At 63.5% G+C, this 16,667-nt stretch carries 12 protein-coding genes; 11 read left to right on the top strand and 1 reads right to left on the bottom strand.

The window, feature by feature from the left end:
* The first annotated feature begins 22 nt into the window (after positions 1–22).
* The 11 genes from ACIPOO_RS08365 (at position 23) to hutG (ending at position 14,191) form a co-directional block, all read left to right on the top strand.
* Positions 23–739 (top strand): anti-sigma factor domain-containing protein, encoded by a 717-nt coding sequence (locus ACIPOO_RS08365; protein WP_274134977.1) that lies wholly within the window; start codon positions 23–25, stop codon positions 737–739.
* A gap of 375 nt (positions 740–1,114) precedes the next feature.
* Positions 1,115–2,812 carry a urocanate hydratase gene (hutU, locus tag ACIPOO_RS08370; protein ID WP_400605807.1) on the top strand — a complete coding sequence of 566 codons (1,698 nt, stop codon included), beginning with the start codon at positions 1,115–1,117 and terminating at the stop codon, positions 2,810–2,812.
* 178 nt (positions 2,813–2,990) lie between these two features.
* A complete protein-coding gene (locus tag ACIPOO_RS08375; RefSeq protein WP_400605809.1) occupies positions 2,991–4,454 on the top strand; it encodes a purine-cytosine permease family protein in 1,464 nt (487 codons plus the stop codon).
* Positions 4,451–5,416, top strand: coding sequence for an ABC transporter substrate-binding protein (locus tag ACIPOO_RS08380; protein WP_400605811.1), 966 nt, complete (start codon positions 4,451–4,453; stop codon positions 5,414–5,416). Before ACIPOO_RS08375 ends, ACIPOO_RS08380 begins: the two co-directional genes overlap by 4 nt.
* A 161-nt stretch (positions 5,417–5,577) precedes the next feature.
* Positions 5,578–6,429, top strand: a complete 852-nt coding sequence (locus tag ACIPOO_RS08385; RefSeq protein WP_400605813.1) for an ABC transporter permease — start codon at positions 5,578–5,580, stop codon at positions 6,427–6,429.
* On the top strand, positions 6,429–7,268 hold the full coding sequence (locus ACIPOO_RS08390) for a glycine betaine/L-proline ABC transporter ATP-binding protein (protein ID WP_274134983.1): 840 nt from the start codon (positions 6,429–6,431) through the stop codon (positions 7,266–7,268). The genes ACIPOO_RS08385 and ACIPOO_RS08390 overlap by 1 nt, the downstream gene beginning before the upstream one ends.
* Positions 7,269–7,282: 14 nt before the next feature.
* Entirely contained in the window at positions 7,283–8,920 is a 1,638-nt protein-coding gene (hutH, locus tag ACIPOO_RS08395; protein WP_274134984.1) for a histidine ammonia-lyase, read from the top strand.
* Positions 8,917–10,467 carry a histidine ammonia-lyase gene (gene hutH, locus ACIPOO_RS08400; protein ID WP_400605816.1) on the top strand — a complete coding sequence of 517 codons (1,551 nt, stop codon included), beginning with the start codon at positions 8,917–8,919 and terminating at the stop codon, positions 10,465–10,467. The genes hutH (ACIPOO_RS08395) and hutH (ACIPOO_RS08400) overlap by 4 nt, the downstream gene beginning before the upstream one ends.
* 194 nt (positions 10,468–10,661) lie before the next feature.
* Complete coding sequence (locus tag ACIPOO_RS08405) at positions 10,662–12,053, top strand: amino acid permease (protein ID WP_400605819.1); 1,392 nt, start codon at positions 10,662–10,664, stop codon at positions 12,051–12,053.
* Positions 12,054–12,168: 115 nt separating this feature from the next.
* Entirely contained in the window at positions 12,169–13,374 is a 1,206-nt protein-coding gene (gene hutI, locus ACIPOO_RS08410; protein WP_400605821.1) for an imidazolonepropionase, read from the top strand.
* Between the two features lie 13 nt (positions 13,375–13,387).
* Positions 13,388–14,191: an N-formylglutamate deformylase gene (hutG, locus tag ACIPOO_RS08415; RefSeq protein ID WP_400605824.1), complete on the top strand. Its 804-nt coding sequence runs from the start codon at positions 13,388–13,390 to the stop codon at positions 14,189–14,191.
* Between the two features lie 111 nt (positions 14,192–14,302).
* Here hutG and ACIPOO_RS08420 read toward each other — a convergent pair whose 3' ends face one another.
* A complete protein-coding gene (locus tag ACIPOO_RS08420; RefSeq protein ID WP_400605826.1) occupies positions 14,303–16,588 on the bottom strand; it encodes a heavy metal translocating P-type ATPase in 2,286 nt (761 codons plus the stop codon).
* Between the last annotated feature and the right edge of the window lie 79 nt (positions 16,589–16,667).

The raw sequence follows: 16,667 nt of genomic DNA on the forward strand, positions 1-16,667 counted from the left end.
TCGCGCTCTGGGGATGCAGCGCATGAACAAGAAATCAGACATCACACCCGAACACGACGTGCAGATCCTGGCGGGTGAGTACGTATTGGGCACGCTCTCGCCCGAACGCCGGGCCGAGGTGCAGCAACGCATGACTCAGGACCCGGCACTGCGCCGGGCCATTCAGGGTTGGGAAGCGCGCCTGCTGGCCATGACCGATGTGGCAGCCGAACCACCGGAGCCCTCGCCTGCCTTGTGGCAACGCCTCGGCAGCCTGACCCGCGCGCCACGAGGCAAACGCAAGAAGGGCGCACGCTGGCACAGCAGCCTCGGCTTCTGGCGCAAACTGGCGATCTGCGCTTCCATTGCCGCGATCCTCTTCGGGACTCAGTTACTCACCCAGGTGACCCCGACCGCCAAACCGTCCTGGGTGGCGCTTCTTTCCACCCCCGAAGAAAAAACGCCCGGCTGGGTGATCCAGATCAGCGATGCCCGTGAGGTGCAGCTCATTCCGCTGGGCGCCACTCAAATTCCTGAAGACAAGCTGCTGCAATTCTGGACCGACACCGGCGATCAACGCGGGCTCGTCTCGCTGGGCCGGGTGAAACCGGGCGAAGTGTTGAAAGTCAGGCTGAACAACTTGCCTGCGCTGCATCCCGATCAGGTGTTCGAGCTGACGCTGGAAAATGCCGGCGGCCCGATTGCGGCCAAACCGAGCGGGCCGATCCAGTTCATCGGGCGCACGGTGAAGGTAATCTGACCCCATGGCCGGTGGACCCACACCGGCCAGTTCCAGCAGTTGTTACCAATTGCACCGCCGTGGGGCGCGCGCACCCAAAAGTAACAATTCCCGTCTCCGTGTAACGCCTCTCGAAACACTTCCTGCCCAGCCCGACATTTTCCCAAGCCCCACCCCGCAAGGCCTCGAAAGCTTTTGCACGGTCTGCCCGACGAGTTGGCCCCTTGGTTGCATATGCTTGTATGTACAAGTAAATATGAGTATGCAAGAGTATGTCAGTGCCCCGTTTCGATTCATGGACAACGGCGCCTGATCTGCCACACCCATATTCCGCCTGTTCGTCACAGGCACCGTCAGCCCAGTGCCTGGGCCGGATTGACTACCGAGGATCGTTACGTGACTACTGACAACAAAACCCCAGCTCAGCAATGGACCAAACGCCGCGATGTGGAAATCCGCGCAGCCCGTGGCACCACACTCACCGCCAAGAGCTGGCTGACCGAAGCGCCGCTGCGGATGCTGATGAACAACCTGGACCCGGAAGTCGCGGAAAACCCGAACGAGCTGGTGGTCTACGGCGGTATCGGTCGCGCCGCACGTAACTGGGAGTGCTACGACAAGATCGTCGAAAGCCTGACCAACCTGAACGAAGACGAGACCCTGCTGGTGCAATCCGGCAAGCCGGTCGGCGTGTTCAAGACCCACAGCAACGCCCCGCGCGTGCTGATCGCCAACTCCAACCTGGTGCCGCACTGGGCCAACTGGGAACACTTCAACGAATTGGACGCCAAGGGCCTGGCCATGTACGGCCAGATGACCGCCGGCAGCTGGATCTACATCGGCAGCCAGGGCATCGTCCAGGGCACCTACGAAACCTTCGTCGAAGCCGGTCGCCAGCACTATGACGGCAACCTGAACGGCCGCTGGGTACTGACCGCAGGCCTGGGTGGCATGGGTGGCGCGCAACCACTGGCCGCGACCCTGGCCGGCGCCTGCTCGCTGAACATCGAATGCCAGCAGAGCCGCATCGACTTCCGCCTGAAAAGCCGTTACGTCGACGAGCAAGCCACCGACCTGGACGACGCACTGGCGCGCATCGCCAAGTACACCGCCGAAGGCAAGGCTATCTCCATTGCCCTGCTGGGCAACGCCGCTGAAATCCTCCCGGAACTGGTCCGTCGCGGCGTTCGCCCGGACATGGTCACCGACCAGACCAGCGCCCACGACCCGCTCAACGGCTACCTGCCAAAAGGCTGGACCTGGGAGCAGTACCGCGACCGCGCCATCACCGAGCCTGCTGCCGTGGTCAAGGCCGCCAAGCAGTCGATGGCCGAACACGTCGAGGCCATGCTGGCGTTCCAGAAACAAGGCATCCCGACCTTCGATTACGGCAACAACATCCGTCAGATGGCCAAAGAAGAAGGCGTGAGCAACGCATTCGACTTCCCAGGCTTCGTACCGGCCTACATCCGTCCGCTGTTCTGCCGCGGCATCGGCCCGTTCCGCTGGGCCGCGCTGTCAGGCAACGCCGAGGACATCTACAAGACCGACGCCAAGGTCAAGGAACTGATCCCGGACGACGCCCACCTGCACAACTGGCTGGACATGGCCCGCGAGCGCATCAGCTTCCAGGGTCTGCCGGCACGTATCTGCTGGGTCGGCCTGGGCCAGCGCGCCAAGCTGGGCCTGGCGTTCAACGAAATGGTCCGTCGCGGCGAGCTGTCGGCGCCGGTGGTGATCGGCCGTGACCACTTGGACTCGGGTTCGGTATCCAGCCCGAACCGCGAAACCGAATCCATGCAGGACGGCTCGGACGCCGTGTCCGACTGGCCTCTGCTCAACGCCCTGCTCAACACCGCGAGCGGCGCGACCTGGGTTTCGCTGCACCACGGTGGCGGCGTCGGCATGGGCTTCTCGCAGCACTCGGGGATGGTGATTGTCTGTGACGGTACTGACGAAGCCGCCGAACGCATCGCCCGCGTCCTGCACAACGACCCTGCGACCGGCGTCATGCGCCACGCCGATGCCGGTTACCAGATCGCCATCGACTGCGCCAAAGAGCAGGGTTTGAACCTGCCGATGATCAACAAGTAAGGCTCCAGCGGCAACTCTGCTGAACCCTGTGGGAGCGAGCTTGCTCGCGAAGAGGCCTGCTCAGACGCTGCATCTGTGACGTCTGTAAATCCGCCTTCGCGGGCAAGCCCGCTCCCACAGGTGAGATGCGAGATTCGCAGAAACACGCACCAACACTCGCTTTAGGGGAAGGTTTGAGATGGCTGTTCCAGATGATCGTGTTGCAAATGCTTCGGTGATCGAAAGGCGTTCGATCGACTACATTCCTGACGCGGAAAGACATGGTCGTCTGTTCAGTCAATTCACCCTGTGGCTGGGTGCCAACCTGCAGATCACTGCCATCGTCACCGGGGCCCTGGCCGTGGTGCTGGGCGGTGACGTGTTCTGGTCGCTGATCGGCTTGTTCGTCGGTCAACTGCTGGGCGGCGGCGTGATGGCGCTGCACGCGGCGCAAGGTCCGAAGCTGGGCCTGCCGCAGATGATTTCCAGCCGGGTGCAGTTCGGCGTCTACGGGGCCGTGATCCCGTTGGTGCTGGTGTGCCTGATGTACATCGGTTTTTCCGCCAGCGGCTCGTTGCTGGCCGGGCAAGCCGTCGCTCAACTGATTCAGGTTCCCGATTGGCAAGGCATCGTGCTGTTCGCCGCCGCCATCGTGATCCTGACCATCTTCGGCTACCGGGTCATCCACATGATCGGCCGGGTCGCCAGCATCATCGGCGTGATCGCCTTCGTCTACCTGTTCGGCGCTTTGCTGGCGGGTAACGATGTCGGCGCGCTGCTGGGCAACAAGCACTTCTCGCTGAGCAGCTTTCTGCTGGCGATTTCCCTGTCGGCGTCCTGGCAGATTGCGTTCGGCCCGTATGTCGCGGACTACTCGCGCTACCTGCCGCGCAGCACCTCGGCCCGCAGCACCTTCTGGGCCGTTGGCCTGGGCGCGGTGATCGGCGCACAGGTGTCGATGGTCTTCGGCGTGTTCGCCGCCGCACTGGCCGGCAAGAACTTCGCCCACCACGAAGTGCAGTTCATCGTAAGCCTGGGCGGTACCGGGATCGTCGCCGCGCTGCTGTACTTCAGCATTGCCTTCGGCAAGGTCACCGTGACCACCCTCAACGCCTACGGCAGCTTCATGTCGATTGCCACCATCGTCAGCGGCTTCAAGGGCAACCGGCACATTTCCAGCACCCTGCGCCTGACCTACATTTTCGCCATGGTCGGCATCGCCACCGCACTGGCATTGGCCGGCAAGGACTCGTTCCTCAAGGACTTCTCGGCGTTCATCCTGTTCCTGCTGGCGTTCTTCACGCCCTGGAGCGCGATCAACCTGGTGGATTTCTACTGCATCACCAAGGAACGATATGACATCCCCGCGCTGTCCAACCCTGACGGTCGTTATGGTCGCTGGAACTGGATCGGCATCGGTATCTACGTGATCGGCGTGCTGATCCAGATGCCATTCATCTCCACCCACTTCTACACTGGCCCGTTGGTGGCAGCGCTGGACGACACCGATGTCTCATGGATCATCGGCCTGGTGGTGCCTGCCGCGCTGTATTACATGGCTGCGAAGAAGTGGCCCGGCAAGATTGCCGACCGGCTGATCCTGCCGACCGAGCAAGCTGTGCCAGAAAACATCCCCTTCAATACCCGGAGCGTCACACAATGAAAACGAAAAAGGCCCTGCTCTCCACGTTTCTAACCGTCGGCGTGCTCGCCAGTGGCGCCAGTCAGGCCGCGGGTTGGTGTGAATCCGGCAAGCCTGTGAAGTTCGCAGGTCTGAACTGGGAAAGCGCCATGCTGCTGACCGACATCCTGCAAGTGGTGCTGGACAAGGGCTACGGCTGCAAGACCGACAGCCTGCCGGGTAACTCCATCACCATGGAAAACGCCCTGGGCACCAACGATATCCAGGTCTTCTCCGAGGAATGGGTAGGCCGCAGCGAAGTGTGGAACAAGGCCGAGAAGGCCGGCAAAGTGGTCGGCGTCGGGGCGCCGGTCAAGGGCGCAGTCGAAGGCTGGTACGTGCCGCGCTACGTGATCGAAGGCGACGCCAAGCGCAAGCTGGAAGCCAAGGCACCGGACCTGAAGTCCATCGCCGACCTGGGCAAATACCCGGCGCTGTTCAAGGACGCCGAAGAGCCAGGCAAGGGCCGCTTCTACAACTGCCCGGCCGGCTGGACCTGCGAGCTTGAAAACTCCGAGATGCTGAAAAGCTACGGCCTGGAAGACAAGTACACCAACTTCCGCCCAGGCACAGGCCCTGCGCTGGATGCCGCGATTCTCTCCAGCTACAAGCGTGGCGAGCCGATCCTGGCCTACTACTGGTCGCCTACCCCGCTGATGGGCCAGGTCGACATGGTGCGCCTGGAAGAGAAAGCTGGCGTGAACAAGACCATCGACATCAAGGTCGGCCTGTCCAAGACCTTCCACGACGAGGCGCCTGAGCTGGTGGCCGTGATGGAGAAGGTCAATATCCCGATCGACCTGCTGAACCAGAACCTGGCACGCATGACCAAGGACCGGATCGAGTCGCCGAAGCTGGCGAAGATGTTCCTCAAGGAGCACCCTGAAGTCTGGCATCAATGGGTCAGCGAAGATGCTGCCAAGAAGGTTGATGCTTCTCTCTGACTCGCGACTGGATCTGTAGGAGCGCGCTTGCCCGCGACGACGGCGGCCCATCCAACACAATGGGCGCCTGACACGACGCAATCGCGGGCAAGCGCGCTCCTACAGTGACAGCGCACTATCCGGCAGCAGACGCGTACCACTTACTGGACCGAGATAAACCTATGTTCCCCGAAAGCTTCACGTTCTCCATCGCCAACTGGGTCAACGACTGGGTCGACAAACTGGTCACCAACTATGGCGATGTGTTCCGGCACATTTCCGACACCCTGCTGTGGGCCATCGTCCAGCTCGAAGGCCTGTTGCGCGTGGCGCCGTGGTGGGTGTTGCTGGCCATCGTCGGTGGCATCGCCTGGCACTCGACCCGCAAGATCACCACCACAGCCGTGATCGTCGGCTTGCTGTTCCTGGTCGGCGCCGTCGGCCTGTGGGACAAACTGATGCAGACCCTGGCACTGATGCTGGTCGCCACCTTCATTTCGGTGATCATCGGCGTGCCGCTGGGCATTCTGTCGGCCCGCAGCAACCGCCTGCGCTCGGTGCTGATGCCGCTGCTGGACATCATGCAGACCATGCCCAGCTTCGTTTACCTGATTCCGGTGCTGATGCTGTTCGGCCTGGGCAAGGTCCCGGCGATCTTCGCCACCGTCATCTACGCCGCACCGCCGCTGATTCGCCTGACCGACCTTGGCATCCGCCAGGTTGACGGCGAAGTCATGGAGGCGATCAACGCCTTTGGCGCCAACCGCTGGCAGCAACTGTTCGGCGTGCAACTGCCGCTGGCCCTGCCAAGCATCATGGCCGGGATCAACCAGACCACCATGATGGCCCTGTCGATGGTGGTGATCGCCTCGATGATCGGCGCCCGCGGTCTGGGCGAGGACGTGCTGGTGGGCATTCAGACCCTCAACGTCGGTCGTGGCCTGGAAGCGGGTCTGGCCATCGTCATCCTGGCGGTCGTGATCGACCGCATCACACAGGCCTATGGCCGTCCACGGCATGAGGCGAGCAAATAATGAGCGTTGAATCGATCAAAACCGCCGACAAGATTGTCGTCAAAAACGTCTACAAGATCTTCGGCAGCCGCGCCAAAGAGGCGCTGGCCATGGTTCAGCAGAGCCAGAGCAAGGATCAGGTGCTGTCGCAGACCGGCTGCGTGGTCGGCGTGAACGACCTGTCGCTGTCCATCGGCAGCGGCGAGATCTTCGTTATCATGGGCCTGTCCGGTTCCGGCAAATCGACCCTGGTGCGCCACTTCAACCGTCTGATCGACCCCACCAGCGGCGAGATCCTGGTCGATGGCGAGAACATCCTGGCCTATGACACCGAAGCCCTGCGCGACTTTCGCCGCCGCAAGATCAGCATGGTGTTCCAGAGCTTCGGCCTGCTGCCCCACAAGACCGTGACCGAAAACGTCGCCTACGGCCTGACCATTCGCGGCGAAAGCAAGGCCCAGTGCGCCGAGCGCGCGCAGCACTGGATCACCACCGTGGGTCTGAAGGGCTACGAGAAGAAATACCCGCACCAGTTGTCCGGCGGCATGCGCCAGCGCGTCGGCCTGGCCCGCGCCCTGGCAGCCGACACCGACATCATCCTGATGGATGAGGCCTTCAGCGCCCTCGACCCGCTGATCCGCGCCGAAATGCAGGACCAGTTGCTGGAGCTGCAATCGACCCTGCACAAGACCATCGTGTTCATCACCCACGACCTGGACGAAGCCGTGCGCATCGGCAACCGGATCGCCATCCTCAAGGACGGCAAGCTGATCCAGGTGGGAACACCGAAAGAAATCCTCTACCAGCCCGCCGATGAATACGTCGATCGTTTCGTCCAGCGGCGCGTGGCGACCCTTTAAGGACGGCAGTACTCATGTCGCGAGCAGAACAGATCATCATCGGCGATGCACCGGTCACCTGGCGGGACATCACCGCCGTGGCCCGTCATGGCGCACACCTGGCCCTGTCGGACGGCGCCTGGGCACGCATCGACAACGCCCAGGCCATCGTGCAGCGCATCGTCACCAGCGGTGAACGCGCCTATGGCGTGAACACCGGACTTGGCGCGCTGTGCAACGTGTCGCTGGAGCGCGAGCAGTTGAGCCGCCTTTCGCGCAACACCCTGCTCAGCCATGCCTGCGGCGTCGGCCCCGTGCTGCCTGATGAACAGACTCGCGCCATCACCTGCGCCGCCATCGTCAACTACACCCAGGGCAAGTCCGGCATTCACCGCCAGGTGGTGCAGGCGCTGCTGGACCTGCTCAACCATCGCATCACGCCGCAGGTGCCGTCCCAGGGCTCGGTGGGTTACCTGACCCACATGGCCCACGTCGGCGTCGCGCTGCTGGGCGTCGGTCAGGTCAGCTACCGTGGCCAGGTGGTGTCGGCCTTGCAGGCGCTGAACGAAGAAGGCCTCTCGCCAGTTGAACTGGGTGCCAAGGACGGGCTGTGCCTGGTCAACGGCACGCCGTGCATGACCGGCCTCGGCTGCCTGGCCATCGCCGACGTGAACCGCCTGATGCAATGGGCAGACGTCATCAGTGCCATGACCTTCGAGGGTCTGCGCGGCCAGCTCGACGCATTCGACGAAACCATCATTGCCCTCAAGCCGCACCCTGGCATGCAGCAGGTGGGCAAGAACCTGCGCGGGCTTTTGGCAGGCAGCGAAGTGCTGGCCAACAGTCAGGGCATTCGCACCCAGGACGCCTTGAGCATCCGCTCGATTCCGCAGGTCCATGGTGCCACCCGCGACCAGCTCTCCCACGCCACGCGGCAGATCGAAACCGAGCTCAACTCGGCCACCGACAACCCGCTGCTGCTGGGCACGCCCGAGGCGTATCGCGTGGTGTCCCAAGCCAACCCCCACGGCCAGTCCGTGGCGATGGCCGCCGACCTGCTGGCGATTGCGATGGCCGAGCTGGGCTCGATTGCCGAGCGCCGCCTGGACCGCCTGATCAACCCGACGGTCAGCGGCCTGCCGGCGTTTCTGGTCAGCCAGCCTGGGGTCAACTCCGGGATGATGATCGTGCAGTACGTGGCCGCATCCCTGTGCGCGGAAAATCGCCAGATGGCGCAGCCGGCGGTCATCGACAACTACGTGACCTCGGGCCTGCAGGAAGATCACCTGAGCATGGGCACCAGCGCGGCGCTGAAGCTGCACAAGGTGCTGGAGAACGTCACGCAGATCCTCGCCATCGAGTACCTGCTGGCCGCCCAGGCCTTCGAATTCTTCAAAGGCCCGCGCTTCGGCGTCGGCACCGAGGCCGCGTGGCGCCTGCTGCGCGAGCGCGTGCCGGCCTACGATGAAGACCGCTGGCTAGCCCCCGACATCGCCAGCAGCGTGACCCTGCTCAAGAACGAAGAATCGCTGGAAACCGTCTTTCAGGTCTGCCGCGATTACGCGGCAACCCATAACAGCAACAGTCGCAGTCCGAGCGCCACAAGCGCGGAACAGGCAGGAGCCGGTTCGAGGCACGCGACAGCCATCAACGAAGGAGTAGCAGCATCGTGACCGATACCCAAAAGGCGACCCCGCTGAACCTGATCCCCGGCCAGTTGACCCTGGCGCAACTGCGCGCGATCTATCAGCAACCCGTGACCCTGACGCTGGACGCCAGCGCCGACCAGCAGATCGAAAACAGCGTGGCCTGCGTCGAGCAGATCCTGGCCGAAAACCGCACCGCCTACGGCATCAACACCGGTTTCGGCCTGCTGGCATCGACCCGCATCGCCAGCGCCGATCTGGAAAACCTGCAGCGCTCGCTGGTGCTGTCCCACGCCGCCGGTGTCGGCGAGCCGATCAGCGATGCGCTGGTGCGCCTGATCATGGTGCTCAAGGTCAACAGCCTGAGCCGTGGTTTCTCCGGTATTCGTCGTCAGGTCATCGACGGCCTGATCGCGCTGATCAACGCCGAGGTCTACCCACACATTCCGCTCAAGGGTTCGGTCGGCGCATCCGGCGACCTGGCTCCGCTGGCGCACATGTCGCTGGTGCTGCTGGGCGAAGGCAAGGCGCGGCACAAGGGCCAGTGGCTCAACGCCGTGGAAGCACTGGCTGTGGCCGGCCTCAAGCCGCTGACGCTGGCGGCCAAGGAAGGTCTGGCGCTGCTCAACGGCACCCAGGTGTCCACCGCCTATGCCCTGCGCGGCCTGTTCGAAGGCGAAGATCTGTTCGCCGGTGCCTTGAGCTGCGGCGCTCTTACCGTCGAGGCGGTGCTGGGCTCGCGTTCGCCATTCGATGCCCGCATCCATGCCGCTCGCGGCCAGCGTGGGCAGATCGATTCCGCTGCCGCTTATCGCGATCTGCTGGGCGACGCCAGCCAGGTGTCCGAATCCCACCGCGACTGCGACAAGGTCCAGGACCCCTACTCTCTGCGTTGCCAGCCACAAGTCATGGGCGCCTGCCTGACTCAACTGCGCCAGGCCTCCGAAGTGCTGGCCATCGAAGCCAACGCCGTGTCGGACAACCCGCTGGTGTTCGCCGCCGAAGGCGAAGTGATCTCCGGCGGCAACTTCCACGCCGAACCTGTGGCCATGGCCGCCGACAACATCGCCCTGGCCATTGCCGAGATCGGCTCGCTGAGCGAACGCCGCATCTCGCTGATGATGGACAAGCACATGTCCCAGTTGCCGCCGTTCCTGGTGGCCAACGGCGGCGTCAACTCCGGCTTCATGATCGCCCAGGTCACCGCTGCGGCGCTGGCAAGCGAAAACAAGGCCCTGTCCCATCCGCACAGCGTCGACAGCCTGCCGACCTCCGCCAACCAGGAAGACCATGTGTCCATGGCGCCGGCTGCCGGCAAGCGCCTGTGGGAAATGGCGGAAAACACCCGTGGCGTTCTGGCTGTAGAATGGCTGGCTGCGTGTCAGGGTCTGGATCTGCGCAATGGTCTGAAGACCTCGGAAAAACTGGAAATCGCTCGCACGACCTTGCGTGGCAAGGTTCCGTTCTATGAGAAAGACCGCTTCTTCGCCCCTGACATCGAGGCCGCCACCGCGCTTCTGGCATCCAATTGCCTGAGCGAACTGGTGTCCGCTGACCTGCTGCCGAGCTTCTGATCGGGACAGGCCAGGGACGGCCTGTCATTGAAATGAGGATTTGAGCACGAGCCTCTTGTAGGAGCGCGCTTGCCCGCGACAGCGGTGTGTCAGCCGACGGATAGGCAAATGACACACCGCAGTCGCGGGCAAGCGCGCTCCTACGGGACGTGCGCTCTTCATTTCAGCAAAAGAACTACCAGGAAAAGCGTGAGATGAAACCGCAAAACGCAACAGATCTTAAACGCGGGCTCAGCGCCCGGCACATTCGCTTCATGGCGCTGGGCTCGGCGATCGGCACCGGGCTGTTCTATGGCTCGGCGTCCGCCATCAAACTGGCCGGCCCCGCCGTGCTGCTGGTCTACCTCATCGCGGGCGCCGCGGTGTACATGGTCATGCGCGCCCTGGGCGAGATGGCCGTGCGCAATCCTGTGGCAGGCTCGTTCAGCGAGTACGCCACGCAATACCTGGGTCCTATGGCAGGTTTCGTCCTGGGCTGGACCTACGCATTCGAAATGATCATCGTCTGCCTGGCCGACGTCACGGCGTTCGGGATCTACATGGGTTTCTGGTTCCCCGAAGTGCCCCGCTGGATCTGGGTGCTCGGCATCGTTTTCGTGATTGGCGCGCTCAACCTGTGCAGCGTCAAAGTGTTTGGCGAGACTGAATTCTGGCTGTCGCTGCTCAAGGTCGGCGCGATCATCGCCATGATCCTCGCAGGCTTCGGCATCCTGCTGTTCGGCATCGGCTCATCGGCCGGCGACAGCGTCAGCCACGTGAGTAACCTCTGGACCCAGGGCGGCTTCATGCCCAACGGCGTCAGTGGCCTGGTCGCGGCGCTGGCCGTGGTGATGTTCGCCTTCGGCGGCATTGAAATCATCGGCGTGGCCGCAGGCGAAGCGCGCGACCCCGAGCGCGTGATTCCCCGCGCCATCAACGCGGTGCCGCTGCGCATCCTGCTGTTCTACGTGCTGACGCTGTTCGTATTGATGTCGCTGTACCCGTGGCAGGAAATCGGCAGCCAGGGCAGCCCATTCGTGCAGATTTTCGAAAAACTGGGGATTCCGTCTGCGGCGATCATCCTCAATATCGTGGTGATCTCGGCAGCCGTTTCGGCAATCAACAGCGACATCTTCGGCGCCGGCCGCATGATGTACGGCCTGGCGCGACAAGGCCAGGCGCCCAAGGGTTTCGCGCAGCTTTCCGGCGCAGGCGTGCCGTGGATGACCGTGCTGGTGATGGGCGGCGCGCTGCTGGTCGGCGTGGTGCTGAACTACCTGATTCCGGAAAACGTGTTCCTGCTGATCGCGTCCATCGCCACCTTCGCCACCGTCTGGGTGTGGCTGATGATTCTGGTGACGCAGATCGCCATGCGCCGCTCGATGAGCAAGGACGAAGTCGCACAACTGAAATTCCCGGTCCCGTTCTGGCCCGCCGCGCCCATCGCCGCCACCGCGTTCATGGTGTTCGTGTTCGCCGTGCTGGGTTACTTCCCGGACACGCAGGCGGCCCTGGTGGTCGGCGCGGTGTGGATCGTGTTGCTGGTGGTTGCATACCGGGTGTGGGTCAAGCCCGGACAGAATCGGGTCATAAACACAGCCCCGTAGCAGCACGGCTTGCCGGCGGGGCGGTGTGTCAGCCGACGATAAATTGCCTGACACGCCGCTCCCGCCGGCAAGCCGCGCTGCTACGGTGCATTACAACTGTTTTGTGGAGGCACTGATGAAAACGCTCTGGCACAACTGTCACGCAGCAAGCATGGCGAACGGCTCTTACTCGATCATCGAGGACGCGGCCATCGTCACCGACGGCGCGCATATCGCCTGGATCGGCCCGCGTGCTGAGTTGCCAGAGCAAGGCGAGGTGCAATCGGTGGACCTGGCCGGTGCCTGGGTCACCCCCGGCCTGATCGACTGCCACACCCACACCGTGTTCGGCGGCAACCGCAGCGGTGAATTCGAGCAGCGCCTGCAAGGCGTGAGCTACGCCGAAATCGCAGCCGCCGGTGGCGGTATCGCCAGCACCGTGCGCGCCACCCGCGCAGCCAGCGAAGAACAGTTGTACGCCAGCGCCGAGCGCCGTCTGCTCCATCTGATGAAAGATGGCGTAACCACGGTCGAGATCAAGTCCGGCTACGGCCTGGACCTGGCCAACGAGCGCAAGATGCTGCGCGTCGCCCGGCAACTGGGCGAGAAACTCCCGGTCACCGTGCGCAGCACCTGCCTGGCCGCCCACGCCCTGCCGCCGGAATACAAGGATCAGTCCGACGCCTACATCTCGCACATCTGCAGCGAGATGCTGCCGGCGCTGGCAGCCGAAGATCTGGTGGACGCTGTCGATGCCTTCTGCGAATACCTGGCGTTTTCCCCCGCGCAGGTCGAGCAGGTGTTCATCACCGCAGGCGAGCTGGGATTGCCGGTCAAGCTGCACGCCGAGCAACTGTCGTCGCTGCACGGCTCGAGCCTGGCGGCGCGCTATCAGGCGCTGTCGGCCGACCATCTGGAATTCATGACCGAGGAAGACGCCATCGCCATGGCCGCCTCGGGCACCGTCGCGGTGCTGCTTCCGGGGGCCTTTTACTTCCTGCGCGAAACCCAGTTGCCGCCGATGGATGCCCTGCGCAAGCACGGCGTGAAGATCGCCATCGCCACCGACCTCAACCCGGGCACCTCGCCGGGGCTGTCCCTGCGCCTGATGCTGAACATGGCCTGCACCCTGTTCCGCATGACGCCCGAGGAAACCCTGGCAGGCGCCACGATCCATGCCGCCCAGGCGCTGGGCATGGCCGACACCCATGGCTCGCTGGAAGTGGGCAAGGTCGCCGACTTCGTGGCCTGGAACATCGAACGCCCGGCGGACCTGGCCTATTGGCTGGGCGGGGATCTGGACAAGCGCGTCGTACGTCACGGCGTTGAAAGTCGTTTCTAGTCAGGAGGAAAAAATGGATAAGGTTCTGAGTTTCACTCGCGGTCGTGTACCGCTGCTCATCAGCATGCCGCATCCGGGGCTGAACCTGACGCCGGTGGTGCGCGACGGCCTGGTGGACGAGGCGGTCAGCCTGCCGGACACCGACTGGCACATCCCGCGCCTGTACGACTTCGCCCACGACCTGGGTGCTAGCGTACTGGCCGCCGAATACTCGCGCTTCGTCATCGACCTCAATCGCCCCTCCGACGACAAGCCGCTGTACGCAGGTGCAACCACCGGGCTGTTCCCCTCGACGCTGTTCGAAGGCGATCCGCTGTTCAAGCAAGGCCAGGAGCCGAGCAAGGAAGAGCGCGCGACTTATCTCGCGAAAATCTGGACGCCGTACCACGACACCCTGCGCAATGAGCTGGAGCGCCTGCGCGACGAGTTCGGCTACGCGCTGCTGTTCGACGCCCACTCGATTCGCGGGCACATTCCGCACTTGTTCGATGGCCGCCTGCCGGACTTCAACCTGGGCACCTTCAACGGCGCGAGCTGCGATGAAGCCCTGGCCAAACGCCTGGAAGCCACCTGCGCCGCCGCCAAGGACTACAGCCATGTGCTCAACGGCAGGTTCAAGGGCGGCCACATCACGCGCCACTACGGCAACCCGGCCGAGCACATCCACGCCGTGCAGCTGGAACTGGCGCAGAGCAACTATATGGACGAGTTCGTACCCTTCCACTACCGCCCGGACCTGGCCGACCCGACGCGGGTGGTGTTGAAGCAGTTGTTGCAGCAGATGATCGATTGGGGCCGCGAGACTTACGGCAAGTAAGCAAGGTTCTCGTGGGAGCGCGCTTGCCCGCGACTGCGGTGTGTCAGGTACGAATGTGTGTACTGACACACTGCGGTCGCGGGCAAGCGCGCTCCTACAGAGTTGTGGCGTCTATTTGCGAAGCAACCGCAACCCGTTGAACACGACCAGTAAACTCACGCCCATGTCGGCGAATACCGCCATCCACATGGTCGCCATCCCTGCAAAGGTCACCACCAGAAAGATCGCCTTGATCACCAGCGCCAAGGCGATGTTCTGCTTGAGCACCGCGGCGGTATCCCGAGACAGGCGAATGAACGCCGGGATCTTGCGCAAGTCGTCGTCCATCAACGCCACGTCAGCCGTCTCGATGGCGGTGTCCGTTCCCGCTGCCGCCATGGCGAAGCCGATCTCGGCCCGGGCCAGCGCCGGGGCGTCGTTGATGCCGTCGCCGACCATGCCCACGCGATGCTTCTGCGCATACAACGCTTCGATGGCCTGCAGCTTGTCGGTAGGCAGCAGATCGCCCTTCGCCTGATCAATGCCCACCTGAGCGGCAATCGCCCTGGCCGTGTGCGGGTTGTCGCCGGTCAGCATCAGGGTTTTCACCCCCAGTGCATGCAATTGCGCGATGGCATCCCGGCTGGTTTCCTTGACCGTATCGGCCACGGCGAACAACGCCAGCGCACCGCTCGTATCGAACAGCAGCACCACCGTCTTGCCCTGGGCTTCCAGCGCCTCAAGGCGCGCTTCAAGTGCCGGCGAGCACAGCCCGGCCTCGTGCACCAGCCGATGGTTGCCCAGGTGATACAGGCGCCCTTCGATCTCGCCCCTCACACCCCGACCGCCCAGCGCCTCGAACGCTTCCACCGGCAAATGCCCATCCGGCCCGAACGCCTTGGCTATGGCCTGGGAAACCGGGTGATCGGAACGCCCTGCGAGGCTTGCAGAGATGGCCAAGGCCCGCTCGCCAAACGCCTCATCGAGCAGCACGTAATCGGTCTGCACCGGCTTGCCGTGGGTGATGGTGCCGGTCTTGTCCAGCGCCAGGTAATCGAGCTTGTGGCCCATCTCCAGATAGACGCCGCCCTTGACCAGAATCCCCTTGCGCGCCGCCGCAGCCAGGCCGCTGACGATGCTCACCGGCGTGGAAATAACCAGCGCACAAGGGCACGCCACCACCAGCAACACCAGCGCGCGATAGATCCAGTCGAACCACGCTGCGCCCATGAACAGCGGCGGGATGACCGCCACCGCCAGGGCCAGAACGAACACCGCCGGGGTGTAGACCTTCGAGAAGCTGTCGACGAAGCGCTGGGTCGGCGCGCGCGCACCTTGCGCCGCTTCGACGGCATGGATGATCCGCGCCAGGGTCGAGTCATTCGCCGCTGCGGTCACCCGGTATTCCAGGGAGCCAGCCTGATTGATAGTCCCGGCGAACACCTTGTCACCGATGTTCTTCTCCACCGGCAGGCTTTCGCCGGTGATGGGCGCCTGGTCGATGGTCGAATGCCCGGCCACCACTTCGCCGTCCAGCCCGATACGTTCGCCCGGCTTGACCCGCACCACGCTGCCCAGCACGATCTGTTTGGCCTCGGCTTCGACCCACTGGCCGTCCTGCTGCACGGTGACCATCTGCGGAGTCAGTTGCATCAAGCCGCTGATCGCGTTGCGAGCACGGTCCAGGGAGCGGGCCTCGATCAACTCGGCCACGGTAAACAGAAACATCACCATCGCCGCTTCCGGCCACTGCCCGATCAGCACGGCGCCAGTCACCGCGATGCTCATCAGCGCGTTGATGTTGAGGTTGAAGTTCTTCAGGGCGATCCAGCCCTTTTTGTAGGTGGTCAGGCCGCAGCTGACAATCGCCACCAGGGCAACCAGCGCTACCACCCAGTTGGGCGCGGCATTGGTGAAATGAATGACCTCCGCCGCCACCGCAGCGACGCCGGACAGCGCCAACGGCCACCAGGCTTTCTTCGCCGCAGGCGCAACGGCTTTGTCGCTATCGCCGCCCGCTTCGATCAGGTCCGCCTGCATGCCCAGCGTGCCGATGGCCTCGCGAATCGGCTCGGCAGAAGGCAGCTCGTGCCACACGCCCAGCACGCGGTTGATCAGGTTGAATTCCAGCTTCTGGATGCCCGCCATCTTGCCCAGCTTGTTCTGGATGAGCGTCTGTTCGGTGGGGCAGTCCATGGCTTCGATGCGGAACTGGCTCAGGCGCCCGTCTTCAGTGGCCGTGCCGACAGTGACACTGGCTGGCGCGCTGTCATGGGAGCAGCAGGAATGGGCATGATGCTCGTGCTTGCCCACCGGGGTGAACTTGCCCGGCGCAGCGTCATGGGAGGCATGGCCGTGGCCGTGATGGTCATGACCTGCGTGATCGTTTGGCGAATGCTTGTGTACAGAGTCACTCATAAGTCGAGTCTCTAAGTGTGCTTGTTGCCAAGTGAACACCCTGTAGCCACTATAGGGTCAAGCCACAAAACGGGATGGG

This window comes from Pseudomonas sp. NPDC090201, assembly GCF_044746825.1.
Classification (GTDB): Bacteria; Pseudomonadota; Gammaproteobacteria; order Pseudomonadales; family Pseudomonadaceae; genus Aquipseudomonas; species Aquipseudomonas putida_AD.

Coding starts and splice junctions, on each gene's coding strand:
- ACIPOO_RS08365 (WP_274134977.1), top strand. CDS start 23: ATGAACAAGAAATCAGACATCACACCCGAACACGACGTGCAGATCCTG.
- ACIPOO_RS08375 (WP_400605809.1), top strand. CDS start 2,991: ATGGCTGTTCCAGATGATCGTGTTGCAAATGCTTCGGTGATCGAAAGG.
- ACIPOO_RS08380 (WP_400605811.1), top strand. CDS start 4,451: ATGAAAACGAAAAAGGCCCTGCTCTCCACGTTTCTAACCGTCGGCGTG.
- ACIPOO_RS08385 (WP_400605813.1), top strand. CDS start 5,578: ATGTTCCCCGAAAGCTTCACGTTCTCCATCGCCAACTGGGTCAACGAC.
- ACIPOO_RS08390 (WP_274134983.1), top strand. CDS start 6,429: ATGAGCGTTGAATCGATCAAAACCGCCGACAAGATTGTCGTCAAAAAC.
- hutH (WP_274134984.1), top strand. CDS start 7,283: ATGTCGCGAGCAGAACAGATCATCATCGGCGATGCACCGGTCACCTGG.
- ACIPOO_RS08405 (WP_400605819.1), top strand. CDS start 10,662: ATGAAACCGCAAAACGCAACAGATCTTAAACGCGGGCTCAGCGCCCGG.
- hutI (WP_400605821.1), top strand. CDS start 12,169: ATGAAAACGCTCTGGCACAACTGTCACGCAGCAAGCATGGCGAACGGC.
- hutG (WP_400605824.1), top strand. CDS start 13,388: ATGGATAAGGTTCTGAGTTTCACTCGCGGTCGTGTACCGCTGCTCATC.
- ACIPOO_RS08420 (WP_400605826.1), bottom strand. CDS start 16,588: ATGAGTGACTCTGTACACAAGCATTCGCCAAACGATCACGCAGGTCAT.